The organism is Streptomyces sp. NPDC096324 (assembly GCF_044763015.1).
Classification (GTDB): Bacteria; Actinomycetota; Actinomycetes; order Streptomycetales; family Streptomycetaceae; genus Streptomyces.
On sequence record NZ_JBIWFK010000011.1, the window covers coordinates 246,994 to 272,414 of the forward strand.

General features: G+C 69.2%; 15 protein-coding genes. 12 read left to right on the forward strand and 3 right to left on the reverse strand.

All coding sequences use genetic code 11. The features are described 5' to 3' along the window. The first annotated feature begins 182 nt into the window (after positions 1-182). From ACIQ7M_RS29540 to ACIQ7M_RS29550, 3 genes are all read left to right on the forward strand, one after another. Positions 183-1,832 carry a sensor histidine kinase gene (locus tag ACIQ7M_RS29540; protein WP_403650110.1) on the forward strand — a complete coding sequence of 550 codons (1,650 nt, stop codon included), beginning with the start codon at positions 183-185 and terminating at the stop codon, positions 1,830-1,832. A gap of 285 nt (positions 1,833-2,117) precedes the next feature. Beyond that, positions 2,118-3,083: a lytic polysaccharide monooxygenase gene (locus ACIQ7M_RS29545; protein WP_403650207.1), complete on the forward strand. Its 966-nt coding sequence runs from the start codon at positions 2,118-2,120 to the stop codon at positions 3,081-3,083. A gap of 374 nt (positions 3,084-3,457) precedes the next feature. After that, positions 3,458-6,736 (forward strand): GH92 family glycosyl hydrolase, encoded by a 3,279-nt coding sequence (locus ACIQ7M_RS29550; RefSeq protein WP_403650113.1) that lies wholly within the window; start codon positions 3,458-3,460, stop codon positions 6,734-6,736. 85 nt (positions 6,737-6,821) lie between these two features. Here the strand turns inward: ACIQ7M_RS29550 and ACIQ7M_RS29555 are convergent, their stop codons facing one another. Then, positions 6,822-10,646, reverse strand: coding sequence for a GH92 family glycosyl hydrolase (locus ACIQ7M_RS29555; RefSeq protein ID WP_403650116.1), 3,825 nt, complete (start codon positions 10,644-10,646; stop codon positions 6,822-6,824). Between the two features lie 486 nt (positions 10,647-11,132). Between ACIQ7M_RS29555 and ngcE the strand changes: the two genes are divergently transcribed. From ngcE to ACIQ7M_RS29600, 9 genes are all read left to right on the forward strand, one after another. Next, positions 11,133-12,584, forward strand: coding sequence for an N-acetylglucosamine/diacetylchitobiose ABC transporter substrate-binding protein (gene ngcE, locus ACIQ7M_RS29560; RefSeq protein ID WP_355769275.1), 1,452 nt, complete (start codon positions 11,133-11,135; stop codon positions 12,582-12,584). Positions 12,585-12,618: 34 nt separating this feature from the next. After that, positions 12,619-13,551 carry a carbohydrate ABC transporter permease gene (locus ACIQ7M_RS29565; RefSeq protein ID WP_403650120.1) on the forward strand — a complete coding sequence of 311 codons (933 nt, stop codon included), beginning with the start codon at positions 12,619-12,621 and terminating at the stop codon, positions 13,549-13,551. Positions 13,552-13,566: 15 nt separating this feature from the next. After that, positions 13,567-14,505 carry a carbohydrate ABC transporter permease gene (locus ACIQ7M_RS29570; protein WP_355769270.1) on the forward strand — a complete coding sequence of 313 codons (939 nt, stop codon included), beginning with the start codon at positions 13,567-13,569 and terminating at the stop codon, positions 14,503-14,505. 242 nt (positions 14,506-14,747) lie between these two features. Next, on the forward strand, positions 14,748-15,947 hold the full coding sequence (locus ACIQ7M_RS29575) for an ROK family transcriptional regulator (RefSeq protein ID WP_355769267.1): 1,200 nt from the start codon (positions 14,748-14,750) through the stop codon (positions 15,945-15,947). 132 nt (positions 15,948-16,079) lie between these two features. Continuing rightward, positions 16,080-17,180 (forward strand): substrate-binding domain-containing protein, encoded by a 1,101-nt coding sequence (locus tag ACIQ7M_RS29580; RefSeq protein WP_355769278.1) that lies wholly within the window; start codon positions 16,080-16,082, stop codon positions 17,178-17,180. 179 nt (positions 17,181-17,359) lie between these two features. Next, on the forward strand, positions 17,360-18,148 hold the full coding sequence (locus tag ACIQ7M_RS29585; RefSeq protein ID WP_037621840.1) for an ATP-binding cassette domain-containing protein: 789 nt from the start codon (positions 17,360-17,362) through the stop codon (positions 18,146-18,148). Continuing rightward, on the forward strand, positions 18,145-19,434 hold the full coding sequence (locus ACIQ7M_RS29590) for an ABC transporter permease subunit (RefSeq protein WP_355769264.1): 1,290 nt from the start codon (positions 18,145-18,147) through the stop codon (positions 19,432-19,434). The genes ACIQ7M_RS29585 and ACIQ7M_RS29590 overlap by 4 nt, the downstream gene beginning before the upstream one ends. A gap of 229 nt (positions 19,435-19,663) precedes the next feature. Then, entirely contained in the window at positions 19,664-21,595 is a 1,932-nt protein-coding gene (dxs, locus tag ACIQ7M_RS29595; protein WP_386981141.1) for a 1-deoxy-D-xylulose-5-phosphate synthase, read from the forward strand. A 147-nt stretch (positions 21,596-21,742) separates the two neighbouring features. Next, positions 21,743-23,266 (forward strand): amino acid permease, encoded by a 1,524-nt coding sequence (locus tag ACIQ7M_RS29600; RefSeq protein WP_403650126.1) that lies wholly within the window; start codon positions 21,743-21,745, stop codon positions 23,264-23,266. A gap of 124 nt (positions 23,267-23,390) precedes the next feature. Here ACIQ7M_RS29600 and ACIQ7M_RS29605 read toward each other — a convergent pair whose 3' ends face one another. Together ACIQ7M_RS29605 and ACIQ7M_RS29610 are read right to left on the reverse strand one after the other, a co-directional pair. Beyond that, a complete protein-coding gene (locus ACIQ7M_RS29605; RefSeq protein WP_403650129.1) occupies positions 23,391-23,783 on the reverse strand; it encodes an NTP pyrophosphohydrolase in 393 nt (130 codons plus the stop codon). A gap of 49 nt (positions 23,784-23,832) precedes the next feature. Beyond that, positions 23,833-25,299 carry a LamG domain-containing protein gene (locus ACIQ7M_RS29610; protein ID WP_403650132.1) on the reverse strand — a complete coding sequence of 489 codons (1,467 nt, stop codon included), beginning with the start codon at positions 25,297-25,299 and terminating at the stop codon, positions 23,833-23,835. Between the last annotated feature and the right edge of the window lie 122 nt (positions 25,300-25,421).

Genomic DNA, 25,421 nt, shown 5'->3' on the forward strand with positions numbered 1-25,421 from the left:
GGAGTTCGAGGGCCGCATCCCCGGTTGACGGGGGTGCGGCCCTTCGCCGTCGCTCCGTACGTCCTTCCAGGACATCGGCGGGCCTCAGGCGGAACACAGGATTCCCTCAGCGGACGGCGACACGATTGCCCCATGTACGGCACTTTCGGAGTCCTTGTCATCAGCCCGCCGGAGCACGGGAGATGAACCCGTCCGGCGCGCACCGGCCCGCGCGGACGAGGCCGTGGCCGCGCGAACGGTCCCGGCGGAATCGGTCCCTGCGCACGCGGCTCCTCGTCCTCGTCGGACTGGCACTCTTCGCGGTGTGCGTGACCACGGCCTTCACCGCGGTGCTCACACAACGCGCCTACCTCCTCGGCGACTTGGATAGGCGCGTCGCCGAGGCGGCCGAGCGCGGCCGGGACGGCGTCCTCGACGGCGGACCCGGCTCGGACACGGGCCTCGGCCCGTTCGACGGCCGGGGCCTGCCGACCGGCACGATCACCGCCCGGCTCGACGCGGGCGGTACCGTCGTCGCGGCCGAGGTGGTGACCCGTTCCGGAGGGCCGCGCGCGCTCCGCGCCGCCCAGCGCTCCGCCCTCGCCGGCATCGAGCCGGACGGCACACCGCACACCCGCACCGTCCCCGGGCTCGGCGCCTACCGGGCCCTCGCGCTCGACGGCGGCGGACGGCCCGTGCTCACCGCCCTCCCCATGGGCGGCGTACAGGAAGCCGTACGGGGCCTGGCCGTGGTCGAGACCGTGGTGGCCGCCGGAGCCGTCACCGTCGCGGGATCGGTCTGCGCGGTCGTGGTCCGGCGCCGACTGCGCCCGCTCGAACGCGTGGCGGCCACGGCCGTCGAGATCTGCCGGTCACCGCCCGGACAGGACGAGCCGGCCGGCCCGGCCTCCGCCCCCGGACACGGCACCGGGCCGCCCGCCGACGAGGCCGACCGGATCGGCGCCGCCCTCGACCGGCTCAAAGGTCACGCCGAGACCGCCCGCGCGGAGCGCCTGCGCGCCGAGGCGGAGACTCATCGCGCCGAGGAGGAGACGCGCCGCGGCGAGGAACGCATGCGCCGCTTCCTCGCCGACGCGAGCCACGAACTCCGCACACCGCTGGCGTCGATCGCCGGGTACGCCGAACTCATGAACCGGGGCACCGGCGTCGTCGAACCGGCCACGGCCTGGCGGCGGGTGTCCGCCGAGTCGGCCCGGATGACGGGCCTGGTCGAGGATCTGCTGCTGCTCGCCCGGCTCGACGAGGGGCACCCGCCGGAGGCGGCGGAGGTGGACCTGACCATGCTGGTGGCCGAGGCCGTACGGGCCGCGCGAGTCGCGGGGGAGGACCACGTCTGGCACCTCGCCGGGCTTCCGGACTCCCCGGCCCTGGTGGCCGGCGACGCGGCCCACCTGCGCCGAGTCGTGGCGAACCTGCTGGGCAACGCCCGTGCCCACACGCCGGCGGGCACGACCGTCGTCGCCACGGTGGAGGTCACGGACGCGTCCTGCGCGATCCGGATCCGCGACGACGGCCCCGGCGTCCCGCCCGCGCTGCTGCCCGGCGTCTTCGAACGCTTCACCCGCGCCGACGCCTCCCGCTCCCGCGTCTCTCCCGGTCAGGGCGGCTCGGGCCTCGGGCTCGCCGTCGTCGCCGCCGTCACGAAGGCGCACGGCGGCCGTGTCCACGCCGAGAGCGCCCCGGGCCGTACGGAGTTCACCGTCGAACTCCCGGCCCTGCGGCCGGTGCCCGCGCCGCGGCCACCGGCGGGGGTCCCGGTCGACCCGGCCCGGTCCGAGCGCGCACCCGAGCCCCGGGCAGGAGGGCGGGCCGTCGCCTTCCCCCGGCGGTGAGCCCGGTGCGCCGGGCGTTTACAGGGGTTCCCGGGTGCGTTACTTTCCGAGTGAGGTGGGAGCGCTCCCACGCGGTGGACCGGAACCCGCTGCCCCGGAACCGCTCCCGCCTCGCCCCGATCCCGCACACCCCACGAAGGGATTGTCATGCACCTATCAGGATTGAAGCGTGCGGAGGTGGCGCGACCGCCACTGTCCCGATTACGGCTCCCCGGGCGCCGTCCGTCGCCCTTCCTCGTTCTCCTCGCCCTGCTCGCGGCACTCCCCGCCCTCGCCCTCATCGTCATGACCGGCACCCGGGCGGAGGCCCACGGCACCCCCATGAAGCCCGGCAGCCGTACGTTCCTGTGCTGGCAGGACGGACTGACCGACACCGGTGAGATCAAATCGGTGAACCCGGCGTGCAAGGCGGCCCAGCAGGTGGGCGGGACCACGCCGTTCTACAACTGGTTCTCGGTGCTGCGCTCGGACGGCGCGGGGCGCACCCGTGGCTTCGTCCCCGACGGCTCGCTGTGCAGCGGCGGCAACCCCAACTTCTCGGGCTTCGATCTGCCGCGCTCCGACTGGCCGTTGACCCACCTCACCGCGGGCGCGACCGTCGACTTCGCGTACAACGCCTGGGCGGCGCACCCCGGCTGGTTCTACGTCTACATCACCAAGGATGGCTTCGACCCGACCAGGACGCTGACCTGGGACGCCATGGAGGACCAGCCGTTCCTCACCGTCGACCACCCGCCGCTCAACGGCACCCCGGGCACGGTCGCGGCCAACTACTCCTGGAGCGGCAGGCTGCCGGCGGGCAAGACCGGCCGCCACATCGTCTACATGGTCTGGCAGCGCTCGGACAGCGCGGAGACCTTCTACTCCTGCTCCGACGTCGTCTTCGACGGCGGCAACGGCGAGGTCACCGGCATCCACGACCCGGGCAACCCGACCGAGCCCCCGCCCGGCGCGTGCACGGCGACGCGGCGCACCACCAACACCTGGCCCGGCGGCTACCAGTCCGAGGTGACGGTGACCAACACCGGTACGGTCCCGATGCTCGGCTGGATGGTCGACTGGACGCTGCCGGGCGGACAGTCGGTCGCCAGTCTGTGGAACGGCAACGCGACCTACGCGGGGCAGGACGTGATGGTGCACAACGCCGACTGGAACGGCTCGCTGAGTCCGGGCGGCAGCACCACGTTCGGCTACGTCGCCACGGGTTCGGGTGACGATCCGTCAACGGCCCTTCCCTGCCGGGTCGGCTGAAAGGGCGACGCTCGGGGCGGACCGGGTGGGTGGGTTCGGACCCACCCGGTCCGCGAGCCCGGACGCGGCGGGGGAGGCCCTGCCCGGGGATGGTGCGGCTTGTGGCGACCGCTGTGCGCGACAACGTTGTCGAACGGTCTGCCCCCGACTCTATCGCCTCAACGGACAACGATGTCAAGAAGGTTGTCGGCCTGCGTCGGTGGCCGGCCTCGGCTCGTCGGTGCCGATCGGGGGTGTGGCTCCATCGGAGTGCGCGGCGGGCGCGGCTCCGCCGGCGCAGGCGGTCTTCCGTGGTACCCGTGGCGCACGTTACTGTCCCTGCGGCTTGTGCGACCTGTGGTGCGCGACCCGTCCGAAGGAGGAGGGGCCGCGTCATGCGTTTCCGCCCGTCATCGTTACTGCTGGCCGTCGCCCTGACGGTCGCCGGCGCCGGCCCGGCGCTCGCCGCGCCTCCGTCGGGGCCGCCGGAGCTCGTCAAGGACCCCACCGCGTACGTCGACCCGCTCATCGGCACCAGGAACGGCGGCAATGTCTTCCCCGGTGCCGTCACGCCCTTCGGCATGCTCTCCTGGAGCCCGGAGAACACCCGCGGGGACGCCACCCGCACGGCCGCGCCCGGCGGCTATCAGTACGACGCCACGCGCGTCCGGGGCTTCAGCCTCACCCACATGTCCGGAACGGGATGCGCGGGCGGCAGCGGCGACATCCCGTTCTTCCCGTACGCGGGTCAGGTCACCTCGTCCCCGGCGACCGACACCAAGGACGCCGTCTACGCGGCGGGGTTCGCGCACTCCGACGAGGCGGCCGAGCCAGGGCACTACAAGGTGGGGCTCGCCTCCGGCGTGACCGCCGATCTCACGGCGACCGCGCGCACCGGCTCGGGCCGCTTCGCCTTCCCCGCCGACAAGCCCGCCTCGATGCTGATCCGCACCGCCAACTCCGAGGTCGGGTCGACGGATTCGACCGTGCGCATCGACCCGGCGACCAGGACCGTCTCGGGCTCCGTCACCTCCGGGAACTTCTGCGGCTATCTCGATCCCGAGGGGCAACGCTCCTACTACACCCTGTACTTCACCGCCCGCTTCGACCGCGCCTTCAAGACCACCGGCACCTGGCAGGACGACCGGCTGAGCCCGGGGGCCACCGAGGCGAGCGGCGGCACCGGCGGCTTCCAGCAGGGCGGCCGGCCCCTCGCGGGCAAAGGCGCGGGCGGCTACGTGGAGTTCGAGCCGGGCGCCGACCCGGTGAACGTCAAGGTCGGTATCTCCTACGTCAGTCAGGAGGGCGCCACCGCCAACCTGGACGACGAGAACCCGCCGTCGCGCTCCTTCGACTCCGTCCGGCGCGCCGCCCACCGGGCCTGGCGCGAGCGGCTCGGCGCGATCGGCGTCGGCGGCGGCACCGACAGCGACCGCACCACCTTCTACACCGCGCTGTACCACGCGCTGCTGCACCCGAACGTCATCAGTGACGCCGACCGCAGATACCGGGGTCCCGACGACAAGGTGCACAAGGTCGGCAGGGGCCACGAGGCGCAGTACGGCACCTTCTCCGGCTGGGACGTCTACCGCTCCCAGGTCCAGCTCCTGACCCTGCTCGATGCGGACACCGGCTCCGACATCGCGCAGTCGCTCCTCGAACTGGCCCGGCAGAACGGGGGAGTCTGGGACCGCTGGCTGCACGGCGCGAGCGGCACCCACGTCATGAACGGTGATCCGTCGGCGCCCGCCCTCGCGGGCATCCGTGCCTTCGGCGGCACGGACTTCGACCTGCGCAGGGCTCTCGGCTCGCTGGTGAAGGCGGCGACCGTGCCGACCGGGCAGGACCTCTCGGCGGCGGGCAAGCCGGTGCTCTCGGTGGGCCAGCGCCCCTCGCTCGACAAGTACCTCGAACACCACTACATGCCGTCCGTCTCCAACGCCTGGGGCGGCGCGGCCGAGACCCTGGAGATGTCCGGCGCGGACTTCGCGATCTCCCAACTGGCCAAGGCCGCCGGGGAGAAGAAGACCGCCGCCGACTTCGCCGAGCGCTCCCAGTGGTGGCAGAACAACTTCAACATCGCGGCCGACCCCGGCGGCGGCTATGTCGCCAACCGGAAGGCCGACGGGAGCTGGGTGACCGGCTTCACCCCGGCGACCGGCAACGGATTCGTGGAGGGCACGGCGGCCCAGTACACCTGGATGGTGCAGCACGACCCGGCGGGCCTCTTCGCCGCCATGGGAGGGCGCGACAAGGCCCTCGACCGCCTCGACACGTTCTTCCACAACGCGGACGGAAGCTGGGCGTTCAGCGGCAGCGGTGGTGCCAAGTCCGAGCTGGACAACGAGCCGTCGGTCAACGTGCCCTACCTGTACGACTACGCGGGCGCGCCCTACAAGACGCAGGAGACCGTCCGCGCGGCGATGACCCGGCTGTGGTCGACGAAGCCCGAGGGTATCCCCGGCAACGACGACCTCGGCGAGATGTCGTCCTGGTACGTCTTCTCCGCGCTCGGCATGTACCCGCAGGTGCCCTCCCGCGCCGAACTGACGCTGGCCTCACCGCTGTTCCCGAGGATCGAGATCGAGCGTCCGGGCGGCGCCGACATCGAGATCCGGGCCCGGGGCGCGGCCGCGGACGCCCCGTACGTCCAGTCGCTGCGGGTGGACGGCCGCGGCAGCGAACGGCCGTGGCTGCCGGCCTCCTTCGTCCGTGAGGGCGGCACCCTCGACTACACGCTGTCGGCGACACCGGACAAGAGCTGGGGGAGCGCCGAGGCGGCCGCGCCGCCCTCCTTCCGCACGGGTGAGCAGCCGTACCAGGTCGGTGTGGGCCCGACGGCAGCGACGCTCACGCCCGGCGGCAGCACCGCGCTCGACATCCGCGCCCTCGCCCTCGGCGGCGGCGCCGGGCCCGAGGTCCGCTTCCGGGTGGAGGCGCCCGCGGGAGTGACGGCGACCCCCGCCGAGGGCACGGTGACCGACGGCGCCCAGCGGATCGCCCTCACCGCCGCCACCGACGCCGAACAGGGGTTCTACGACGTCAAGGTGACCGTGACCTCGGGCGGCACCTCGTACGCGCAGCCGGTGGCGCTCACCGTCGCGGCCACCGGATCCCTCCTCGCGGCCTACGACAACACCGGCGTCTCGGACGACACCGGCGATCACGCCGAGGCCGACTACGACGGCGGCGGCTGGAGTTACTCCCGTCAGGCACTCGCCGACGCGGGTCTGATCCCGGGCGGCCGGGGCACGGTGGACGGTCTCGCCTTCACCTGGCCGAAGTCCCCGTCCGGCCGCCCCGACAACGCCTCGGGCACCTCGCAGACCATCGAACTGAGCGAACCCGCGGGCCGGTTGTCCTTCATCGGCAGCGCCGTGAACGGCAACCAGAAGACCACGGCGACCGTCACCTACACCGACGGCGGCACCGACTCCGTCGACCTGTCCTTCACCGACTGGACCGTCGGCGGCGGGGGCGGCACCGTCCAGTACGGCAACGTCACCGTCGCGAAAGCCGCGTACCGCAATGTCGCCGGGGCCGACAAGGACCTTGTGGCCACCTACGTCTTCGCCACCAAGCCGTTCACGGCACCGGAGGGGAGGACGATCAGGAGCGTCAAGCTCCCGGACAACGCGGACCTGCACGTCTTCACCCTCGCCGTGAGCCGGTGAGCTGACGCGCGCACGAACGTCCGTACACGAACGCGGGGCGGGCCCGGAGGAGACTCCGGGCCCGCCCCTTCTCGTCGGCTGTGGCTCAGCCCAGCAGTTCCACCTCCGCGAGGGTCGACTCGCCGTCGAGGACGAGCCGGTAGTGGGCGTACGAGCCGGGCGTCGCGACCGTGAACGCCCGGGTCTGCCTGTCCCAGGGGAAGGACTCACCGGAGCGCTTGTCGAGGTCCGTCCAGGTGGTCCCGTCCGACGAACCCTGGAGGGTCCACCCGGTCGGCGCCTCGGTGTGGTCCCCGGAGGTCAGCGTGTACTGGACTCCCTTGGTCTCGGCGCCGGCCGGCAGATCCACCGAGGTGACACGGGCGTCCGTGGCCGAGGTGTTGTCGAAGAGGGCGCCGTCCCCCTTCAGGGTGTCCGCGCGGGGGGAGGGCACCTTGTCGTCCTCGGTCACCGACACCGGTGCCGCGTTCCTGCCGCTGCCCCACGAGGACGGCTTGGAGCCCATGTCGAACTCCAGCACCCCGCCCTTGGCGATCAGCGACTGGGGCAGTGAAGTCGAGTTCCACGCCTTGCCGTTGAACCGGACGCCCTGCACGTACACGTTCCTCGTGCTGTTGCGCGGGGCCTTGACGACCAGGTCGTGGCCGTTCTCCAGGTGGACGGTCGCCTTTGTGAACAGCGGTGAGCCGATGGCGTATTCGCCGCTGCCCATCACCAGCGGATAGAAGCCGAGCGCGGAGAAGAGGTACCAGGCCGACTGCTCGCCGTTGTCCTCGTCCCCGTGATAGCCCTGGCCGATCTCGCTGCCGGTGTAGAGACGGGAGAGGACCTCGCGGATGTTCTTCTGGGCCTTCCAGGGCTGCCCGGCCGCGTCGTACATGTAGTTGACGTGGTGGGCCACCTGGTTGGAGTGGCCGTACTGGCCCATCCGTACGTCGCGGGCCTCGGTCATCTCGTGGATGACGCCGCCGTAGGAGCCCACGGTGTCCGGCGAGGCCGTCTCCGGGGTGGAGAAGTAGGTGTCGAGCTTCTCCGCCAGCGCGGCCCGGCCTCCGTACAGGTTGGCGAGACCGCGCGAGTCCTGCGGCGCGGTGAAGGCGTAGCCCCAGCCGTCGGTCTCCGTGTAGTCGTAACCCCACACGCGAGGATCGTACTTCGTCGAGTCGACCCGCCAGTCGCCCTTGGCGTCGCGGCCCTGGAAGAAGCCGGCCTTGGAGTCGAAGAGGTTCACGTAGTCCTGGGAGCGGTTGAGGAAGTAGTCCGACTCCTCCTTGTAGCGCTTCTCGCCGGTCTTCTTGTAGAGCGTCTTGCCCATCTGCGCGATGCCGTAGTCGTTGACGTAGCCCTCCATGGCCCAGGACAGGCCCTCGCCCGTGGAGGTGCTCGTGTAGCCGAGGAAGGGCGAGGTGGTCATGCCCTTGCGGCCCACGCCGGAGGTCGGCGGGACGACCGTCGCGTTCTTCAGGGCCGCCTCGTACGCCGACTTGGCGTCGAAGTCGACACCCTTGACGTACGCGTCCGCGAACGCCACGTCCGAGGAGGTGCCGGTCATCAGGTCCGCGTAGCCGGGCGAGGACCAGCGCGAGGTCCAGCCGCCGTCCTTGTACTGCTGCACGAACCCGTCGACCATCTCACCGGCCTGACCGGGGGTCAGGAAGGAGTAGGCGGGCCAGGTCGTCCGGTAGGTGTCCCAGAAGCCGTTGTTGACGTACACCTTGCCGTCGACGATCTTCGCCCCGGTGTGGGTCGGGGTGTCCGGACCGGGCATGGCGGAGAACGGCGAGGCGTACTGGTACGTGGAACCCACCTTCTCGAAGCCGGAGTTCGGGTACAGGTAGAGCCGGTACATGCTGGAGTACAGCGTCGTGAGCTGGTCCGGCGTGGCGCCCTGCACCTCGACCTTGCCCAGGATCCTGTCCCACTGCTTGCGCGCCCCCTTCTTGACCGCGTCGAAGGACGTGCCGTCCGGGATCTCCTGGCGCAGGTTGTCCTTGGCCTGGTCGATGCTGATGAGCGAGGTGGCCAGGCGCAGGGTGACGGTGTGGTCGGAGCCGGGCCTGAACTTCAGATAGCCCTTGACGCCACTGGAGGAGCCCTCGGTCACGGGCGCGTCGAAGGTCCCGTAGACGAAGAGCCGGGTGGCGCCGGTCGACAGACCGGACTTCACGTCCGAGTAGCCGGTGACGACGCCCGCCGAGGTGTCCAGCGTCAGGCCCGCCTGCTCGGTGACGTTGTCGAAGATCACGCTCGCGTCGTCGCCCGGGTAGGTGAAGCGCAGGGCGGCGGCGTGATCGGTCGGGGCCATCTCCGCCTTGAGACCGTTCTCGAACGTGACGCCGTAGTAGTACGGCCGCGCGGTCTCGTTCTCGTGCCTGAAGGCCAGTTCGCGGGCCGCCCGGCCGGTGTCGGGGGTGCCGGAGGCGGCCGACGGCATCACCTGGAAGGTCTGCCGGTCGCCCATCCAGGGGCTCGGCTCGTGGCTCGCGCTGAACGCCTGGATGGTGGGCAGGTTGTCCGCGTTGTTTGCACGCGCGTAGTCGTACAGCCAGCTCAGCGAGCCCGCGTTGGTCACCGGCGTCCAGAAGTTGAAGCCGTGCGGTACGGCCGTCGCCGGGAAGTTGTTGCCGCGGGAGAAACCGCCGCTGGAGTTGGTGCCGCGGGTCGTGAGCGCGTAGTCGGCCAGGTGCGCCGCCGGCTTCCCCGGTGCGGCCTTCCTGAGCGCGACGTCGTCCAGCCAGCCGCGGAACTTCGCGGGACCCTTGGGCGAGTCGTACGCGAGGAGGATCCGGTCGACGGTCTTCCCGGCCGCGACGGAACCGATCCGCGAGGTGACGCTGTTCCACTGGTTGACGTAGAGCACCTTGGCGGCGCCCTGGCCCTGCGGCGTCAGCGTGAATCCGTGCTGGTCCACGGCGTCGAGACCGCTCAGCGAGGTGCCGTCGGTGAACACCAGGTCCACGGCCACGTTCGTGGCGTCGTAGTCCCGGTCGCCGTCCGCCATCGAGGGGAAGATTCGGTACGACAGTTCGGTGTCGCGCCCGACGGCGACGTTCACGTCGAAGACCTTGTTGTACGAGTACGCCCGGCCGTCGCCCTTGTGGGTGCCGGCGTAGCGCAGGGCCCGCTTGCCGGTGAAGCCGGCGCCCGACTTCGCGGTGGGGGAGCCACTCGGCCCCCGGTCCACGAGCGAGAGCATGTCCTTGGGCGTCGGGTCGTCGCCGCCGCCCGTCGAGAACTGGACATCGGCGAGTTGCAGGATGTCGCCGCCGTTGTTCTTCGTGACGTCGAGCCGGAAGTGCTGGTACTCGACGGGACTCTGGATGTCGTACGACTTCGTCCGGAACCGCTCGCCGAAGGATTCGCCGGAGCGGGTGTCGAGGGTCTTCCAGTCCTTGCCGTCGGTGGAGCCCTGGAGGGTCCAGTCCCGCGGGTCGCGTTCGTCGTGGTCGTTCGCGGAGGTGAGCGCGTACGTGACCGCCTTGACCGGCGCGTCGAGGTCGAACTCCGCCCAGCCGGTGGGCTCGAAGGTCAGCCACTTGCTGCTCGGCTCGCCGTCGACGAGGTTCTCCTTGACCTCGCCCGCGCCGGTGTTCTCGCCGCTGGCCCGCACGTCGGTGACGTGGTCGGTCACATTGCCGGGGATGCCGGTGCTGTAGCCGCCGTCGACGCCGGAGGACCGCTTCGTCCCGTCGGGAGCGGTGTCCACCGTGTTGAGCCAGTCCGGGGCGGGATCGTCCGATTCGAACGAGGAGCCGAACTCCCGGTCGGGCTTGGCCGTTTGGGCGGGCAGGGCGACCGCGACGCCCTGGGAGGCCGCTAACAGGGAGAGAGCCGCCACCCCCAGTGCCGCCGGGGAACGCCATCCGGACCGCCGCGTGGGACTCTGTCTGTACCGAGCTCTGTGCTGCATGCGCGAGCACCCTCCCTGCACGTGGACAACGTTGTCAATTTTGCTGCGCAAGGACCATTTGGGCGTCAAGTTGACAGTGCTGTCAAGGGTGTTGGGTGTGGCATCCGGGGTGAATACCGTGTGACGAACCGTGCATTGAGTTCATTGCGGGACGCCGGCGTGGTGTGGATCTTCGCCGGGGTGGTCCGGGGCTGCCCCATATTTCCGTGAGGTCTCAACTCGGAAAAGACCGACGGCCAAACCTGCATTCGATCTTGCTCCGCTGGCGGGAAGTGGACTATACCTGTCGCGTCCGGCCAGTCGATCGACTGGCTCTGGACAGGCAGGACCCAGGGGGGAATTTCGCGGGACGGTGGAGCGTGTTCCATACACGTAACGCCGGTTCGTCCTGGTGAATCCCCTACGCACGCCCCAGCTTGAACTGACCGCGGTGCCGGGGAGGATCCGGTTCACCGCCTGAGTCCTGGAGAAGGCGAGGACTTGAGCATGGGATCCACTTCCGCCGAGAACAGCAGCCCCGAGGGTGTCGGCCGCCGTGACCTCATCAAGAGGTCGGCCGCACTCGGCCTGATCACCGTCCCGACGATGAGCTTCCTGTCCGCGTGTGCGAGCGGCGGGGGCGATGACGACAACTCCGGCGACAAGGGCACCGGCAAGACCAGCAAGGACAACCCCTTCGGTGTGAAGAAGGGCAACGGCAAGCTCGACGTCGTCGTCTTCAAGGGCGGCTACGGCGACGACTACGCCAAGGCGTGGGAAGCCGCGTTCGACAAGAAGTGGGGCAGCAAGAGCGCCCACACCGGTACCCAGGAGATCACCGGCAAGCTCCAGCCGCGCTTCAACGGCGGCAACCCGCCGGACATCGTCGACGACTCGGGCGCCCAGCAGATCAAGCTGGACGTGCTGTACAAGAGCGGTCAGCTCCTCGACCTCGCCGCCGTTCTCGACGCCCCCTCCATCGACGACCCGTCGAAGAAGGTCCGCGACACGCTGATCCCCGGCACGCTCGACCCGGGCCTGCAGGGCGGCAAGGTCGTGTCCCTCAACTACATCTACACGGTGTGGGGGTTGTGGTACTCCGGCAAGCTCTTCAAGGAGAAGGGCTGGGAGGTGCCCAAGACCTGGGACGACTTCCTCGCCATCTGCAAGGACGCCAAGTCGCAGGGCATCGGCGGCCTCGCCCACCAGGGCAAGTACCCGTACTACATCAACGTCGCCATCATGGACCTGATCGCCAAGCAGGGCGGTCTGGACGCCATGAAGGCGATCGACAACCTCGACCCCAAGGCGTTCGTCGGGTCCGACGCCGCGAAGGCGGCCATCGAGGCCATCTACGAGGTCGTGGAAAAGGGTTACCTGCTGGCCGGCACCAACGGCCTGACCCACACCGAGTCGCAGACGCGGTGGAACCAGTACAAGGCCGCGTTCATCACCTGTGGCTCCTGGCTGGAGAACGAGCAGCTCAAGCAGACCCCGGCCGACTTCGACATGAAGTTCATGCCGATGCCCAGCCTGCCGGGCGACAAGCTGCCGTTCGAGGCGATCCGGGCCGGCTCGGGCGAGCCGTTCATCATCCCGGCGAAGGCCGGGAACCTGGCCGAGGCCCAGGAGTTCATGCGCTCCATGCTCTCCAAGGAGTGGTCGACGCTCTTCGCCCAGAAGGCCAACTCGCTCACCATCCTCAAGGACGGTGTGTCCGACGGCGTGCAGCTCCGGCCCGGTACGCAGTCCACGGTCGAGGCCTCCAAGGCGGCCGGCGACAACTCCTTCAACTACCTGTACCCCAACTGGTACAGCGAGATGGACGTCTCCATCCAGAACGCGTCCAACGAGCTGATGTCCAAGCGCATCCAGCCGAAGGAATGGCTGAAGCGCGCGCAGGCGGCGGTCGACAAGGCGGCCAAGGACCCGGCGTCCAAGAAGAACCACCGCGACTGATCATGTAAACCCGGAACACCAGGGGCAGGATGCCATGCGAAAAGGGCAGAACCGGTTCGTCGCGGGGTTTCTCCTCGCACCTTTGGCGCTGTATCTGATCTTCGTGATCTGGCCTTACCTCCAGACCATCGGTTACTCCTTCACCGACTGGAAGGGTCAGTCGCAGACGTTCAGTTTCGTCGGCCTGGACAATTACAAGGCGTTGGTCCAGGACGACGTATTCCTCCAGGCGATCTGGCACAACATCCTGTTCCTGGTGTTCATCCCGGTGATCACCATCCTGCTCGCCCTCTTCTTCGCCTTCATGGTGAACGCGGGCGGGCGGGGTGGCGCCGGCGGTGTCCAGGGTGTCGCGGGCTCGCGCTTCTACAAGATCGTGTACTTCTTCCCGCAGGTCCTGTCACTCGCGATCGTCGCGGTGCTCTTCGGGGCCCTCTACCGCAGTGACACCGGCGGTCTGCTCAACGGCCTGCTGATCAAGCTCGGCCTGGTGGACGCGAGCAGTCCCGTCGAGTGGATGAACGAGCCCAACCTGGTGCTCTGGTGTCTGATGGCGGTCGTCGTCTGGCACGGCGTCGGCTTCTATCTGGTGCTGTTCTCCGCCGCCATGCAGTCCATCCCGCGGGACATCTACGAGGCGGCGCTGCTGGACGGCGCCAGCCGCACCCACACCTTCTTCCGGGTCACCCTGCCCCTGCTCTGGGACACGGTGCAGACCGCCTGGGTCTATCTCGGCATCATCGCGATGGACATGTTCGTGCTCGTCTCGACCACGACCCAGGGCACCGGCTACGGCGGTGGGCCCGACCACCACAGCGAGGTCATGGCGAACGTCATGATGCGCAACTTCCTCTACTTCGGAAAGAGCGGCTACGCCTGTGCCATGGGCGTCGTCATGCTCCTTCTCACCCTGATCCTGTCCGTGGTCACGCTGCGCGCCACCCGCCGCGAGCGCATCGAGTTCTGAGCGGGAGACACGACTATGAGCGCACCCATCACGGAGCCGGCGAAGGTCGACGGCGCCGGAGTACCCCCGCAGCGAGGCGCCAGGAAGGCGCCACCGCGGCCGGGCGACAAGCGCACCGAGGGCGTGGCCCTCAACGTCTTCTCGCACGGGTTCCTCGCCCTGTGGGCGATCCTGATCATCCTGCCGCTGCTGTGGCTGGTCCTGAGTTCCTTCAAGACCGACGCGCAGATCGGCGGTTCGGCCCTCGGCTGGCCCTCGAACTGGCAGTTCGACGTCTTCGGCCGGGCCTGGAACAAGGGCATCGGCGACTACTTCGCCAACACCCTGATCGTCCTGGTGTTCTCGGTCCCGCTGACCATGCTGCTCGGCGCGATGGCGGCGTACGTCCTGGCCCGGTACGAGTTCCCGGGCAACCGGATCGTCTACTTCTTCTTCGTCGGCGGGGCCATGTTCCCCGTCTTCCTGGCCCTGGTGCCGCTGTTCTTCATGGTCAAGCGTCTCGACATGCTGAACACCTACCAAGGCCTGGTCCTGGTGTACGTGGCCTACTCGCTGCCGTTCACCGTGTTCTTCATGCACGCCTTCTTCAGGACTCTGCCCACGGCGGTCTTCGAGGCGGCGGTGCTCGACGGCGCCTCGCACACCCGGGCGTTCTTCCAGGTCATGCTGCCGATGGCCAAGCCCGGACTGCTCAGCGTCGGCATCTTCAACGTGCTGGGCCAGTGGAACCAGTACATCCTGCCCTCGGTGCTGATGCAGCCGCAGACCAGTTCCGATCCGGAGCGCTACGTCCTGACCCAGGGCCTCATCCAGCTCCAGCAGCAGCAGGGCTACGCCACCGACCTGCCCGTCCTGTTCGCCGGCGTGACCATCGCCATGATCCCCATGCTGATCGTCTACCTGTCGTTCCAGCGTCAGGTCCAGGCAGGTCTCACTTCGGCGACGCTCAAGTAACGAATCGCCCCGCCCGTCACATGCGCCACCTCCGTCCCGGGGGTGGCGCATGTGCGTCCGGGTGGGTCCGGGACTCGAACACGACTGGGCGACCCCGATTTCCGTCAAGGACTTGACTGCGGTAACCCGTTCAGCGGAGCTTGGAGTTCACAACTTGTAAGTGACCGGGGTCCCGTTGACGTGACCCAGATCACATGGGCGGCATCGGGGCCGCCCGGCTGAGGGCAGGAGTGGATGAGTCGATGGAGACTCCGGGGTCGCAGTCGTCGCTGCACCGAGCCAATCTGGAGCGCGTCGTGCGAGCGGTGCGGCTCGCCGGTTCGCTCACGCAGGCGGAGATCGCGAGGGCGACGGGCCTTTCGGCCGCGACCGTTTCCAATATCGTTCGTGAACTCAAGGACGGTGGAACGGTCGAGGTCACACCCACTTCGGCGGGGGGCCGCAGGGCGCGCAGCGTGTCCCTGAGCGGGGACGCGGGCATCGTCATCGGCGTCGACTTCGGGCATACCCATTTGCGCGTAGCTGTCGGAAATCTGGCCCATCAGGTGCTGGCCGAGGAGTCCGAGCCGCTGGACGTGGACGCCTCCGCCGCGCAGGGCTTCGACCGGGCCGAGGAGCTGGTCAGCCGCCTGATTGCAGCAACGGGCGTGGACCGTTCCAAAATCGCGGGTGTGGGCCTCGGTGTACCGGGGCCCATCGACGTGGAGTCGGGCACCCTGGGGTCCACCTCGATCCTGCCCGGCTGGACCGGCGCGAGGCCCGCCGAGGAGCTGCGGGGGCGGCTCGGCGTGCCCGTACAGGTGGACAACGACGCCAATCTGGGCGCGCTCGGCGAGATGGTCTGGGGCAGCGGTCGCGGGGTCCGGGATCTGGCCTACATCAAGGTCGCCAGCGGAGTCGGCGCGGGCCTGGTCATCGAGGGCAAGATCTACCGCGGCCCGGGTGGCACAGCGGGAGAAATCGGGCATATTACACTTGATGAATCCGGCCCCGTCTGCCGTTGCGGCAACCGCGGCTGCCTGGAGACGTTCGCGGCGGCGCGTTATGTGCTGCCGCTGCTCCAGTCCAGCCATGGTACCGATCTGACCATGGAGGGCGTGGTCAGGCTGGCGCGGGACGGAGATCCGGGCTGCCGTCGGGTGATCGCCGACGTCGGCCGCCACATCGGTAGTGGAGTCGCGAACCTCTGCAATTTGCTGAACCCGAGTCGAGTGGTCCTCGGCGGCGATCTCGCCGAGGCCGGCGAGCTCGTTCTGGGGCCCATAAGGGAGTCTGTCGGCCGCTACGCGATCCCCAGCGCCGCACGTCAACTCTCGGTGTTGCCAGGGGCACTTGGGGGCCGTGCGGAGGTGCTCGGAGCGCTTGCTCTCGCACTCAGCGAGATGGGCGATTCGACCCTTTTGGACGGTTCTCTGTCGGCCGGTACTCCTGTCTTCACTTAGAGAACGCATGGCACCGTTGCCATCTCGTTAAGTATTTACTTCTTGACGTCGCACGTGTGGCCGAGTTGACTCCAGTCCACCTCGGCCGCAACGACGCGGCCTCGTCAGGGAGGTTTAGGAATGAACACGCAGATGCGTCGTGCCGCCGTTGCCGTTGCCGCTGGTGCAATGGCTGTCTCTCTCGCCGCCTGTGGCAGCGCGAAGGAGTCCGGTGGCGGGAGCGACAGCTCCGCCAGCTCCGCCAAGAAGGGCGACGCGATCAAGGTCGGTCTGCTCCTTCCGGAGAACCAGACGGCCCGCTACGAGAAGTTCGACAAGCCGCTGATCGAGAAGAAGGTCGCGGAGCTCACGAACAACAAGGGCACGGTCGTCTACGCGAACGCCAAGCAGGACGCGAGCACCCAGAACCAGCAGGTCGACACGATGATCACCAACAAGGTGGACGTGCTGATCGTTGACGCTGTGGACGCCGCCGCGATCAAGAGCTCGGTCCAGAAGGCCAAGGACGCCGGCATCCCGGTCGTGGCCTACGACCGCCTCGCGCAGGGCCCCATCTCGGCCTACACCTCGTTCGACAACAAGACGGTCGGCAAGACGCAGGGTGAGGCGCTCCTCTCCGCGCTCGGCTCCAAGGCCAAGTCCGGCAAGATCGTCATGATGAACGGTTCGGTCACCGACCCGAACGCCGCTCAGTTCAAGGCCGGCGCCCACGAGGTGCTCGACGGCAAGGTGAACGTCGGCAAGGAGTACGACACCAAGGAGTGGAAGCCGGAGAACGCCAACGCCAACATGGAGGCGGCGATCTCGGCTCTCGGCAAGAAGAACATCGTCGGTGTCTACTCCGCGAACGACGGCATGGCCGGCGGTATCATCACCGCGCTGAAGGCCGCCGGCATCAAGGTCCCGGTCACGGGCCAGGACGCCGAGCTCGCCGGTGTGCAGCGCATCCTCGCGGGTGAGCAGTTCATGAGCGTCTACAAGCCGTACGCCCCGGAGGCCGACGCGGCCGCCGAGCTGGCCGTCGCGCTCGCCCAGGGCAAGTCGCTCGACTCCGTCGCCAAGGACAAGGTCGACAGCCCGACCGACAAGCAGATCCCGTCCCTGCTGGTCCCGGTCACCTCGCTGACCAAGGAGAACATCAAGGACACCGTCGTCAAGGACGGCCTGTACACGGTCAACGACATCTGCACCCCGGCCTACGCCGCGGCCTGCAAGAAGGCCGGCCTGCAGTAACCAACCGCGAGTCGTCCACGCGTACGGGAATTCGCCGCTGAATTCCCGTACGTGACTCGTTGATCCAAAGCTCCTCCGGTGCCCCGCATCCAACAGCCCCGCAAGCTAAGCGGGGCACCGGACGGAACCCCCACCGCAAACTTCTGCACAACCTCCCGCCGGGTCAGGCGGCGAAGGAGATGGTTCACGTGTCCGCTACGCCTGTTCTGGCGTTGCGCGGGGTCTCCAAGCGATTCGGTGCCGTCCAGGCGCTCACCGATGTAGAGCTTGAAGTCCACGCCGGTGAAGTGGTCGCCCTGGTGGGCGACAACGGCGCCGGAAAGTCCACGCTGGTCAAGACGATCGCCGGCGTGCACCCCATCGATGAGGGCTCCATCGAATGGGACGGCAAGGCCGTTCAGATCAACCGCCCGCACGACGCCCAGAACCTGGGCATCGCGACGGTCTACCAGGACCTCGCGCTCTGCGACAACATCGACGTCGTGGGGAACCTCTACCTGGGACGCGAGCTCAAGAAGCGCGGTGTCCTGGACGAGGTCGAGATGGAGCGCCGCTCCCGCGAGCTGCTGGACACGCTGTCCATCCGCATCCCCAGCGTCCGCATCCCGATCGCCTCGCTCTCCGGCGGTCAGCGCCAGACCGTGGCGATCGCCCGTTCGATGCTCGGCGAGCCCAAGCTCGTCATCCTCGACGAGCCCACCGCGGCCCTCGGCGTCGAGCAGACCGCCCAGGTCCTCGACCTGGTCGAGCGGCTGCGCGAGCGGGGTCACGCGGTGATCCTCATCAGCCACAACATGGCTGACGTCAAGGCCGTGGCCGACAAGGTCGCCGTGCTGCGTCTCGGACGCAACAACGGCATCTTCGAGGTCAAGTCGACCTCCCAGGAAGAGATCATTTCCGCCATCACGGGCGCCACGGAGAACGCCGTGACCCGTCGTGCGGCGCGCAGCGGGGAGGCTCAGAAGTGAGCATCGACAAGACTTCTGAGACCGGTTCCCACGAGGTGGAGAACCCCGAGGCGGCCGCCAAGGCGGTCACCGCCGTGGACCCGCGCCTGCTCGTCCGCGAGCAGGGCTTCGCCGGTTACGTCGGCGAGTTCAAGCGCAAGATGAAGTCCGGTGACCTGGGTTCCATCCCGGTCGTCATCGGCCTGATCGTCATCTGGGCGATCTTCGCGAGCCTGAACGAGAACTTCCTCACGGCGGGCAACCTCTCCGACATCTCCGTCGCCATGGTCGGCACGGGCATGATCGCGGTCGGCATCGTCTTCGTGCTGCTGCTCGGTGAGATCGACCTGTCGGTCGGTTCGCTCTCCGGCCTGGCCGGCGCCACGTTCGCCGTGCTCAGCGTCACGCACGGCATGAACGAGTGGCTGGCGTTCGTCCTGGCCATCCTCACCGGCACGGTCGCCGGCGCGGTCCAGGGCTTCGTCTTCGCGCGCATCGGTGTGCCGGCCTTCGCCGTCACCCTGGCGGGTCTGCTGTTCTGGAACGGCCTCATGCTCCAGATCCTCGGCAGCAACGGCACCATCAACCTGGACAGCGAGGGCGTCGTCGCCAAGCTGACCAGCTACTACTTCACCGATGTCGCCGCCGCCTACGTGCTCGCGGTCGTCGTGACCGCCGGGTTCTTCGTCAGCTCGTTCCTCGGCAACAAGCGCCGCGAGGCGGCCGGTGTGCCGTCCCGCCCGGTCGGCGAGACCGTCGCCCGCACGGTGCTGCTGGGTGTCCTCACCTTCGGCGTGGCGATCATGTACAACCAGTACAAGGGCCTGCCCCTCGCCGTCGTGATCTTCCTCGCGGTCCTGCTGGTCACGGACTTCGTGCTCCGCCGTACCGCGTTCGGCCGGAAGATCTTCGCGCTCGGTGGCAGTGTCGAGGCCTCCCGCCGTGCCGGTATCAACGTCGAGCTGATCCGCATCTCGGTCTTCTCGATCTCCGGTACCTTCGCCGCCGTCGGCGGTCTGTTCATCGCCTCGAAGATCGCCTCCGCCAACCAGGGCGCCGGTGCCGGTGACCTCCTGATGAACGCCATCGCGGCGGCCGTCATCGGTGGCACCAGCCTCTTCGGTGGCCGTGGTCGCACCTGGAACGCCCTGCTGGGTGTTCTGGTGATCGTCTCCATCCAGTACGGTCTGGCCCTGCAGGGCATCGCCTCGCCGGTCCAGTACATGATCACCGGTGGCGTTCTGCTCGCCACGGTCGTCATCGACGCCGTCACCCGCAAGACCCAGAAGTCCGCGGGTCGCGCGTAGGGTTCTCACCCACCCAGGCCTGTGCCCGGCGCCAATGGCGGCGCCGGGCACAGTCACGTCCGGTGCCCGTCGAGGCGCCGGACGCAGCCACGTCCGGACGGGAAACGCGTGTTCCGTCCGGTTGGGCCGTTCGTGTGGCGTGGATCGCCAGGCCCGGCCCGCGCCCGAAAAGGCGGAACATTAGACTCGACGAACCCGGCAACAGCTCGATCACTGCAAGGAGGCACGGGTGGCGCTGCTGACCCGCATCACGGGACCGCGCGATCTGGACCGGCTGACCCTGGAGCAGCTCGACCAGCTGGCCGAGGAGATCCGGACCTTCCTCGTCGACGCGGTCTCCAAGACCGGTGGCCACCTCGGCCCCAACCTCGGTGTCGTGGAGCTGACCATCGCCCTGCACCGCGTCTTCGAGTCACCGAAGGACAGAGTGCTGTGGGACACGGGCCACCAGTCCTACGTCCACAAGCTGCTCACCGGCCGGCAGGACTTCTCCCGGCTGAAGATGAAGGGCGGTCTGTCCGGCTACCCGGCGCAGGCCGAGTCCGAGCACGACGTCATCGAGAACTCGCACGCCTCCACGGTCCTCGGCTGGGCCGACGGCCTCGCGAAGGCGAACGAGGTCCTCGGCAGGAACGACCACGTGGTCGCCGTCATCGGTGACGGCGCGCTCACCGGCGGCATGGCCTGGGAGGCGCTGAACAACATCGCCGACGCCAAGGACCGCCCGCTGATCATCGTCGTCAACGACAACGAGCGTTCGTACGCGCCGACCATCGGCGGCCTCGCGAACCACCTGGCGACCCTGCGCACCACCGACGGCTACGAGCGCTTCCTGGCCCGCGGCAAGGACCTCCTGGAGCGCACGCCGGTCGTCGGCAAGCCGCTCTACGAGACGCTGCACGGCGCGAAGAAGGGTCTGAAGGACTTCATCGCCCCGCAGGGCATGTTCGAGGACCTCGGCCTGAAGTACGTCGGCCCCATCGACGGTCACGACATCGAGGCCCTGGAATCGGCCCTGGCCCGCGCGAAGCGCTTCGGCGGGCCGGTCATCGTGCACTGCCTCACCGAGAAGGGCCGCGGCTACCAGCCCGCGCTCCAGGACGAGGCGGACCGCTTCCACGCCGTCGGCAAGATCCACCCGGACACGGGCCTGCCGATCGCCTCCTCCGGAGCCGACTGGACCTCCGTCTTCGGCGAGGAGATGGTCGCGCTCGGCAAGGAGCGCGAGGACATCGTCGCGATCACCGCCGCGATGCTCCAGCCGGTCGGCCTCGACCGGTTCGCCAAGGCCTTCCCCAAGCGGGTCTACGACGTCGGCATCGCCGAGCAGCACGCCGCCGTCTCCGCGGCCGGCCTCGCCACCGGCGGACTGCACCCCGTCTTCGCCGTCTACGCGACCTTCCTGAACCGCGCCTTCGACCAGGTCCTGATGGACGTGGCCCTGCACAAGTGCGGCGTCACCTTCGTCCTGGACCGCGCCGGTGTCACCGGCACCGACGGCGCCTCGCACAACGGCATGTGGGACATGTCCATCCTCCAGGTCGTCCCGGGCCTCAGGCTCGCCGCTCCGCGCGACGCCGACCAGGTCCGTGCCCAGCTCCGCGAAGCCGTCGAGGTGAAGGACGCGCCCACCGTGGTGCGCTTCTCCAAGGGCGCGGTCGGCCCGGCCGTCCCCGCCCTGGGCCGGATCGGCGGCATGGACGTCCTGCGGGAGCCCGGCACCGACGCGCCCGACGTGCTGCTGGTGTCCGTCGGCGCGCTCGCCCCGATGTGCCTGGAGATCGCCGCTCTGCTGGACCGCCAGGGCATCTCCACCACCGTCGTGGACCCGCGCTGGGTCAAGCCGGTGGACGAGGCCATGGCGCCGCTCGCCGAGCAGCACCGCGTGGTCGTCACCGTCGAGGACAACTCCCGGGTGGGCGGTGTCGGCTCGGCCGTCGCGCAGGCACTGCGCGACGCGGGCGTCGACGTCCCGCTGCGCGACTTCGGCATCCCGCCGCGCTTCCTCGACCACGCCTCCCGCGCCGAGGTCATGGCCGAGATCGGGCTGACCGCGCCGGACATCGCCCGGCAGGTCACCGGACTCGTCGCCAAGCTCGACGGCCGCTTCGAGAGCAGCGCGGCGCAGGCCGTGGACGCCGTACAGCCCGCGCGCGACTGACGCATCCCGACACGGCCGATGGGCCGGTTTCAGCACCCTGTACGGGTGGTGGAACCGGCCCATCCGCGTGATGCGCGCCGCGTCGGGGGATACGTGCTACCTGCCCTCTCGATCATGTCGAGGACGACAAGCGTGGGAGGTACGTCCGTGAGCAACACCCTCTTCAGGACGAAAAGGGTCGAACAATCGATTCTGGACACCGAGGAGCCGGAGCACGCGCTCAAGAAGTCGCTGTCCGCTCTGGACCTCACCGTGTTCGGCGTCGGTGTCATCATCGGCACCGGCATCTTCGTCCTCACCGGCAAGGTGGCCAAGGAGAACGCGGGACCCGGTGTCTCGCTGGCCTTCGTCGCCGCGGGTGTCGCCTGCGGACTGGCGGCCCTGTGCTACGCGGAGTTCGCCTCCACGGTCCCGGTCGCGGGATCCGCGTACACCTTCTCGTACGCCTCCCTGGGCGAGCTGCCCGCCTGGATCATCGGCTGGGACCTGGTCCTGGAGTTCGCGCTCGGCACGGCGGTGGTGGCGGTCGGCTGGTCCGGCTACGTGCGCTCGCTGATGGACAACGCGGGCTGGCACCTTCCCGACTCGCTCGGCGGGCGTGACGGGGCCTCCGGCTTCGGTTTCGACATCCTCGCCTCGGCGCTGGTCCTGGTGCTCACCGCCATTCTCGTCATCGGCGTGAAGCTCTCCGCCCGGATCACGACGCTGGTCGTCGCGATCAAGGTCACGGTCGTCCTGATCGTGATCATCGCGGGTGCCTTCTTCATCGAGAGCAAGAACTACTCGCCGTTCATCCCGCCGGCGCAGAACGTGGAGGCGGGCAGCGGCATCAAGTCGCCGCTGATCCAGCTCATGTTCGGCTGGGCGCCGACCAACTTCGGCGTGATGGGCATCTTCACCGCGGCCTCCGTCGTGTTCTTCGCGTTCATCGGCTTCGACGTCGTCGCGACGGCCGCCGAGGAGACGAAGAACCCGCAGCGGGACATGCCGCGCGGCATCCTCGGCTCGCTCATCATCTGCACCACGCTCTACGTCCTGGTGTCGATCGTGGTCACCGGCATGCAGAAGTACACCGAACTCTCCATCGACGCACCGCTCGCCGACGCGTTCAAGGCCACCGGGCATCCCTGGTTCGCGGGCGTCATCAGCTTCGGCGCCGCCGTCGGACTGACCACGGTCTGCATGATCCTGCTGCTCGGCCAGACCCGGGTCTTCTTCGCGATGAGCCGCGACGGGCTGCTGCCGCGGTTCTTCTCCCGCGTCCACCCGAAGTTCCGCACCCCGCACCGGCCCACCATCCTGCTCGGTGTCATCATCGCGATTCTCGCGGGCTTCACCACCCTCAGCGAGCTCGCCGAGCTGGTCAACATCGGCACGCTCTTCGCCTTCATCGTGGTCGCGGTCGGCGTCGTCGTCCTCCGCCACACCCGTCCCGACCTGCCCCGCTCCTTCCGCACCCCGCTGGTGCCCTGGGTGCCGATCCTGTCGGTGCTCGCGACGCTGTGGCTGATGCTGAACCTGCCGGCGGAGACCTGGCTGCGGTTCGCGATCTGGATGGTGATCGGCGTCGCCGTGTACTTCCTGTACGGACGCAAGCACAGCCTCTTGGGGCGCCGGGCGGAGACCGGCCCCGAGGGAACCCGGAACCCGCCCGGCGGCACGGCCGGCTGACCGCCCGCCACCCGCTCACCGGCCCCGTGCCCGGCACCCGGCCGCCGGGCACGGGGCCGCCGCCCGCCCGCACCCCGTATCGCCGCTCCCGGCGTCCCCGGTGGCCGGTGGCCGGTGGCCGGTGTCAGGGGTGGGGGCGTACGGTGCGCGGGCCTGCGACCTCGGCGCCCAGGTCGGTGACCCGTCGGCGCAGTTCGCGGTCGGCCGTGACCACGAGACGCGGGCGGTCCCGCGCCTCGGCCACCAGCTCCACCATGCGGTCGTCGCCACTGCCCGGTGCCTCGTCGACCCGCACCCCGGGGACGGAGTCCACCCCGCGCGCCGCGCCCTCCACCACCAGCACGATCTCCAGCGGACCGGGACGGCCGGGCAGACCCCGCCGGGCCACCTCCACCAGGCCGTCCCTGAGTCGCTCGGCGGCGCCGCGGCGGTCCCGCCACCAGCCGTCCGGCACGGAGCCCACCACGTTGGCACCGTCCACGACGACCAGCGTCGCCCGTTCCTCCGAAGTCGTCATGCCCTCACTCTGCCGGAGAGCCGTCGGTTCCTTCGGAGGCATCCTCCCGTCAGACGACGCGGGCCGCGGCTATCGGCCAGGAGCTCACGGGGCGGGCGTTCTCCTTGGCCGTGTTGACGCTCCACCGGTAGCGGGAGAACTCGCCCGTGGTGTTCGACGCGTAGAACATCATGTGACCGATGCCGACGCCTTCCAACTGGTCCGCCTTCTCGGTGCTGACCATACGAGTGTCGGGGTATTTGGGGTAGTTGGTCAGCGCGTACACGCCGTGCGGCTCGGCCGTGCAGTCGACGACCTCGACGGCGTACTGGGTCTCGCCCGCGAAGTCCGCGACCCCGGTGAACACGCCCTTGACCGCCCGGACCATCACGATATGGCCGGTGCTGCCGTCGACCTGACTCTGGTAGTCCACCGCGATCAGATCCCCGGGCTGGAGATCGGCGACCTTCCGGATCCGCTGGAACCGCGGACCGGCGGTGCCGTCGGTGAAGGCGTTGCGATAGTCGGCGGCCTCCGGGATCCGGTCGTGGAAGTACTGGGAGAAGTAGTCGTCGGTGGCCCAACTGTAGGTGTGCTTCAGCACCCAGGTGAGGAAGGAGGAGCAGCGGGCCCGTGCGATCCAGGTCGGCAGTTCGTCGGGCGTTCCCCAGGTGACCGTGGACGGGGAGCCGACCAGATAGACGTTGTTGAGCCGAGCGGTGCGGCCGCTGATGAGGGAGACCTCGTCGGCGCTCAAGGCACGGCCGTACGCGCGGACGTCGTCGATCGCCCCCTTGAAACGGTTGACGTAGGCGCCGTCCCAGCGGGCCCTGCCGACGTTGAGTCCCTGGGGCGACGCCCAGGACACGGTCGCGTCCGCGCTTCCCTCCAGCACGCCGTTCACGTACAGGTGGACGCGGTTGCCGTCCCACACCCCGGTCAGGTGGGTCCAGACGCCCGGGGTGGGGGCGGTGGTCGCCAGGGCGGAGATCTTGGTGCCCTGATCCTCGGTTCGCACCTTGAACGCCCAGGCGCGGGCGGTGTCGTCGTACTGGAGCAGGAAGCGGCTGCAGCTCGTTCCGTCCTGGCTGACCGCCGTGTACATGTTGTCGGCGGCGGCGTCGGCCGCCAGGCAGACCCAGGCGGAGACGGCGAAGGGCGCCGTGGTGTCGAGGACGGAGGAGGTGGCCCCGTATCCCGCCGGGGTTCCGTCGAGCGTGAGTTCGCCGCCGGCCCGCCGGCTGGTCCAGGACGCGCCGGTGCCGAGGGTGAGGGGGCGGTCCTGACCGGATCGGTCGGCGGCGGAGCCGTCCAGCGGCCAGTGTCCGGAGAGGCCGTGGGGCAGATGCCCGGCAGCCATCAGCCGTTGGTAGTGGACCATCCGCTCGGCTTCGAGAAGGTGGGGTGTGGCGACCGGGGTGAACGGGGTGTCCAGCGGGGCGTCGGCCGCGGCGGTCCCCGCGCTGCCGACGACGCCGGTCACAGCGCCCGCCCCCGCGAGTGCCATCCCGCCCAACAGCTCACGTCTGCTTACCATGTGGGTCTTCTCCGTTCCGATGGTGCCCGCATTCGTCCCGGGCACCCGTGGGCATGGCCGAGTGGGTCCGGACGACTGGATCCGAGCCCGGTGATCAACGACAGGATGCCTGACGGCGTGAT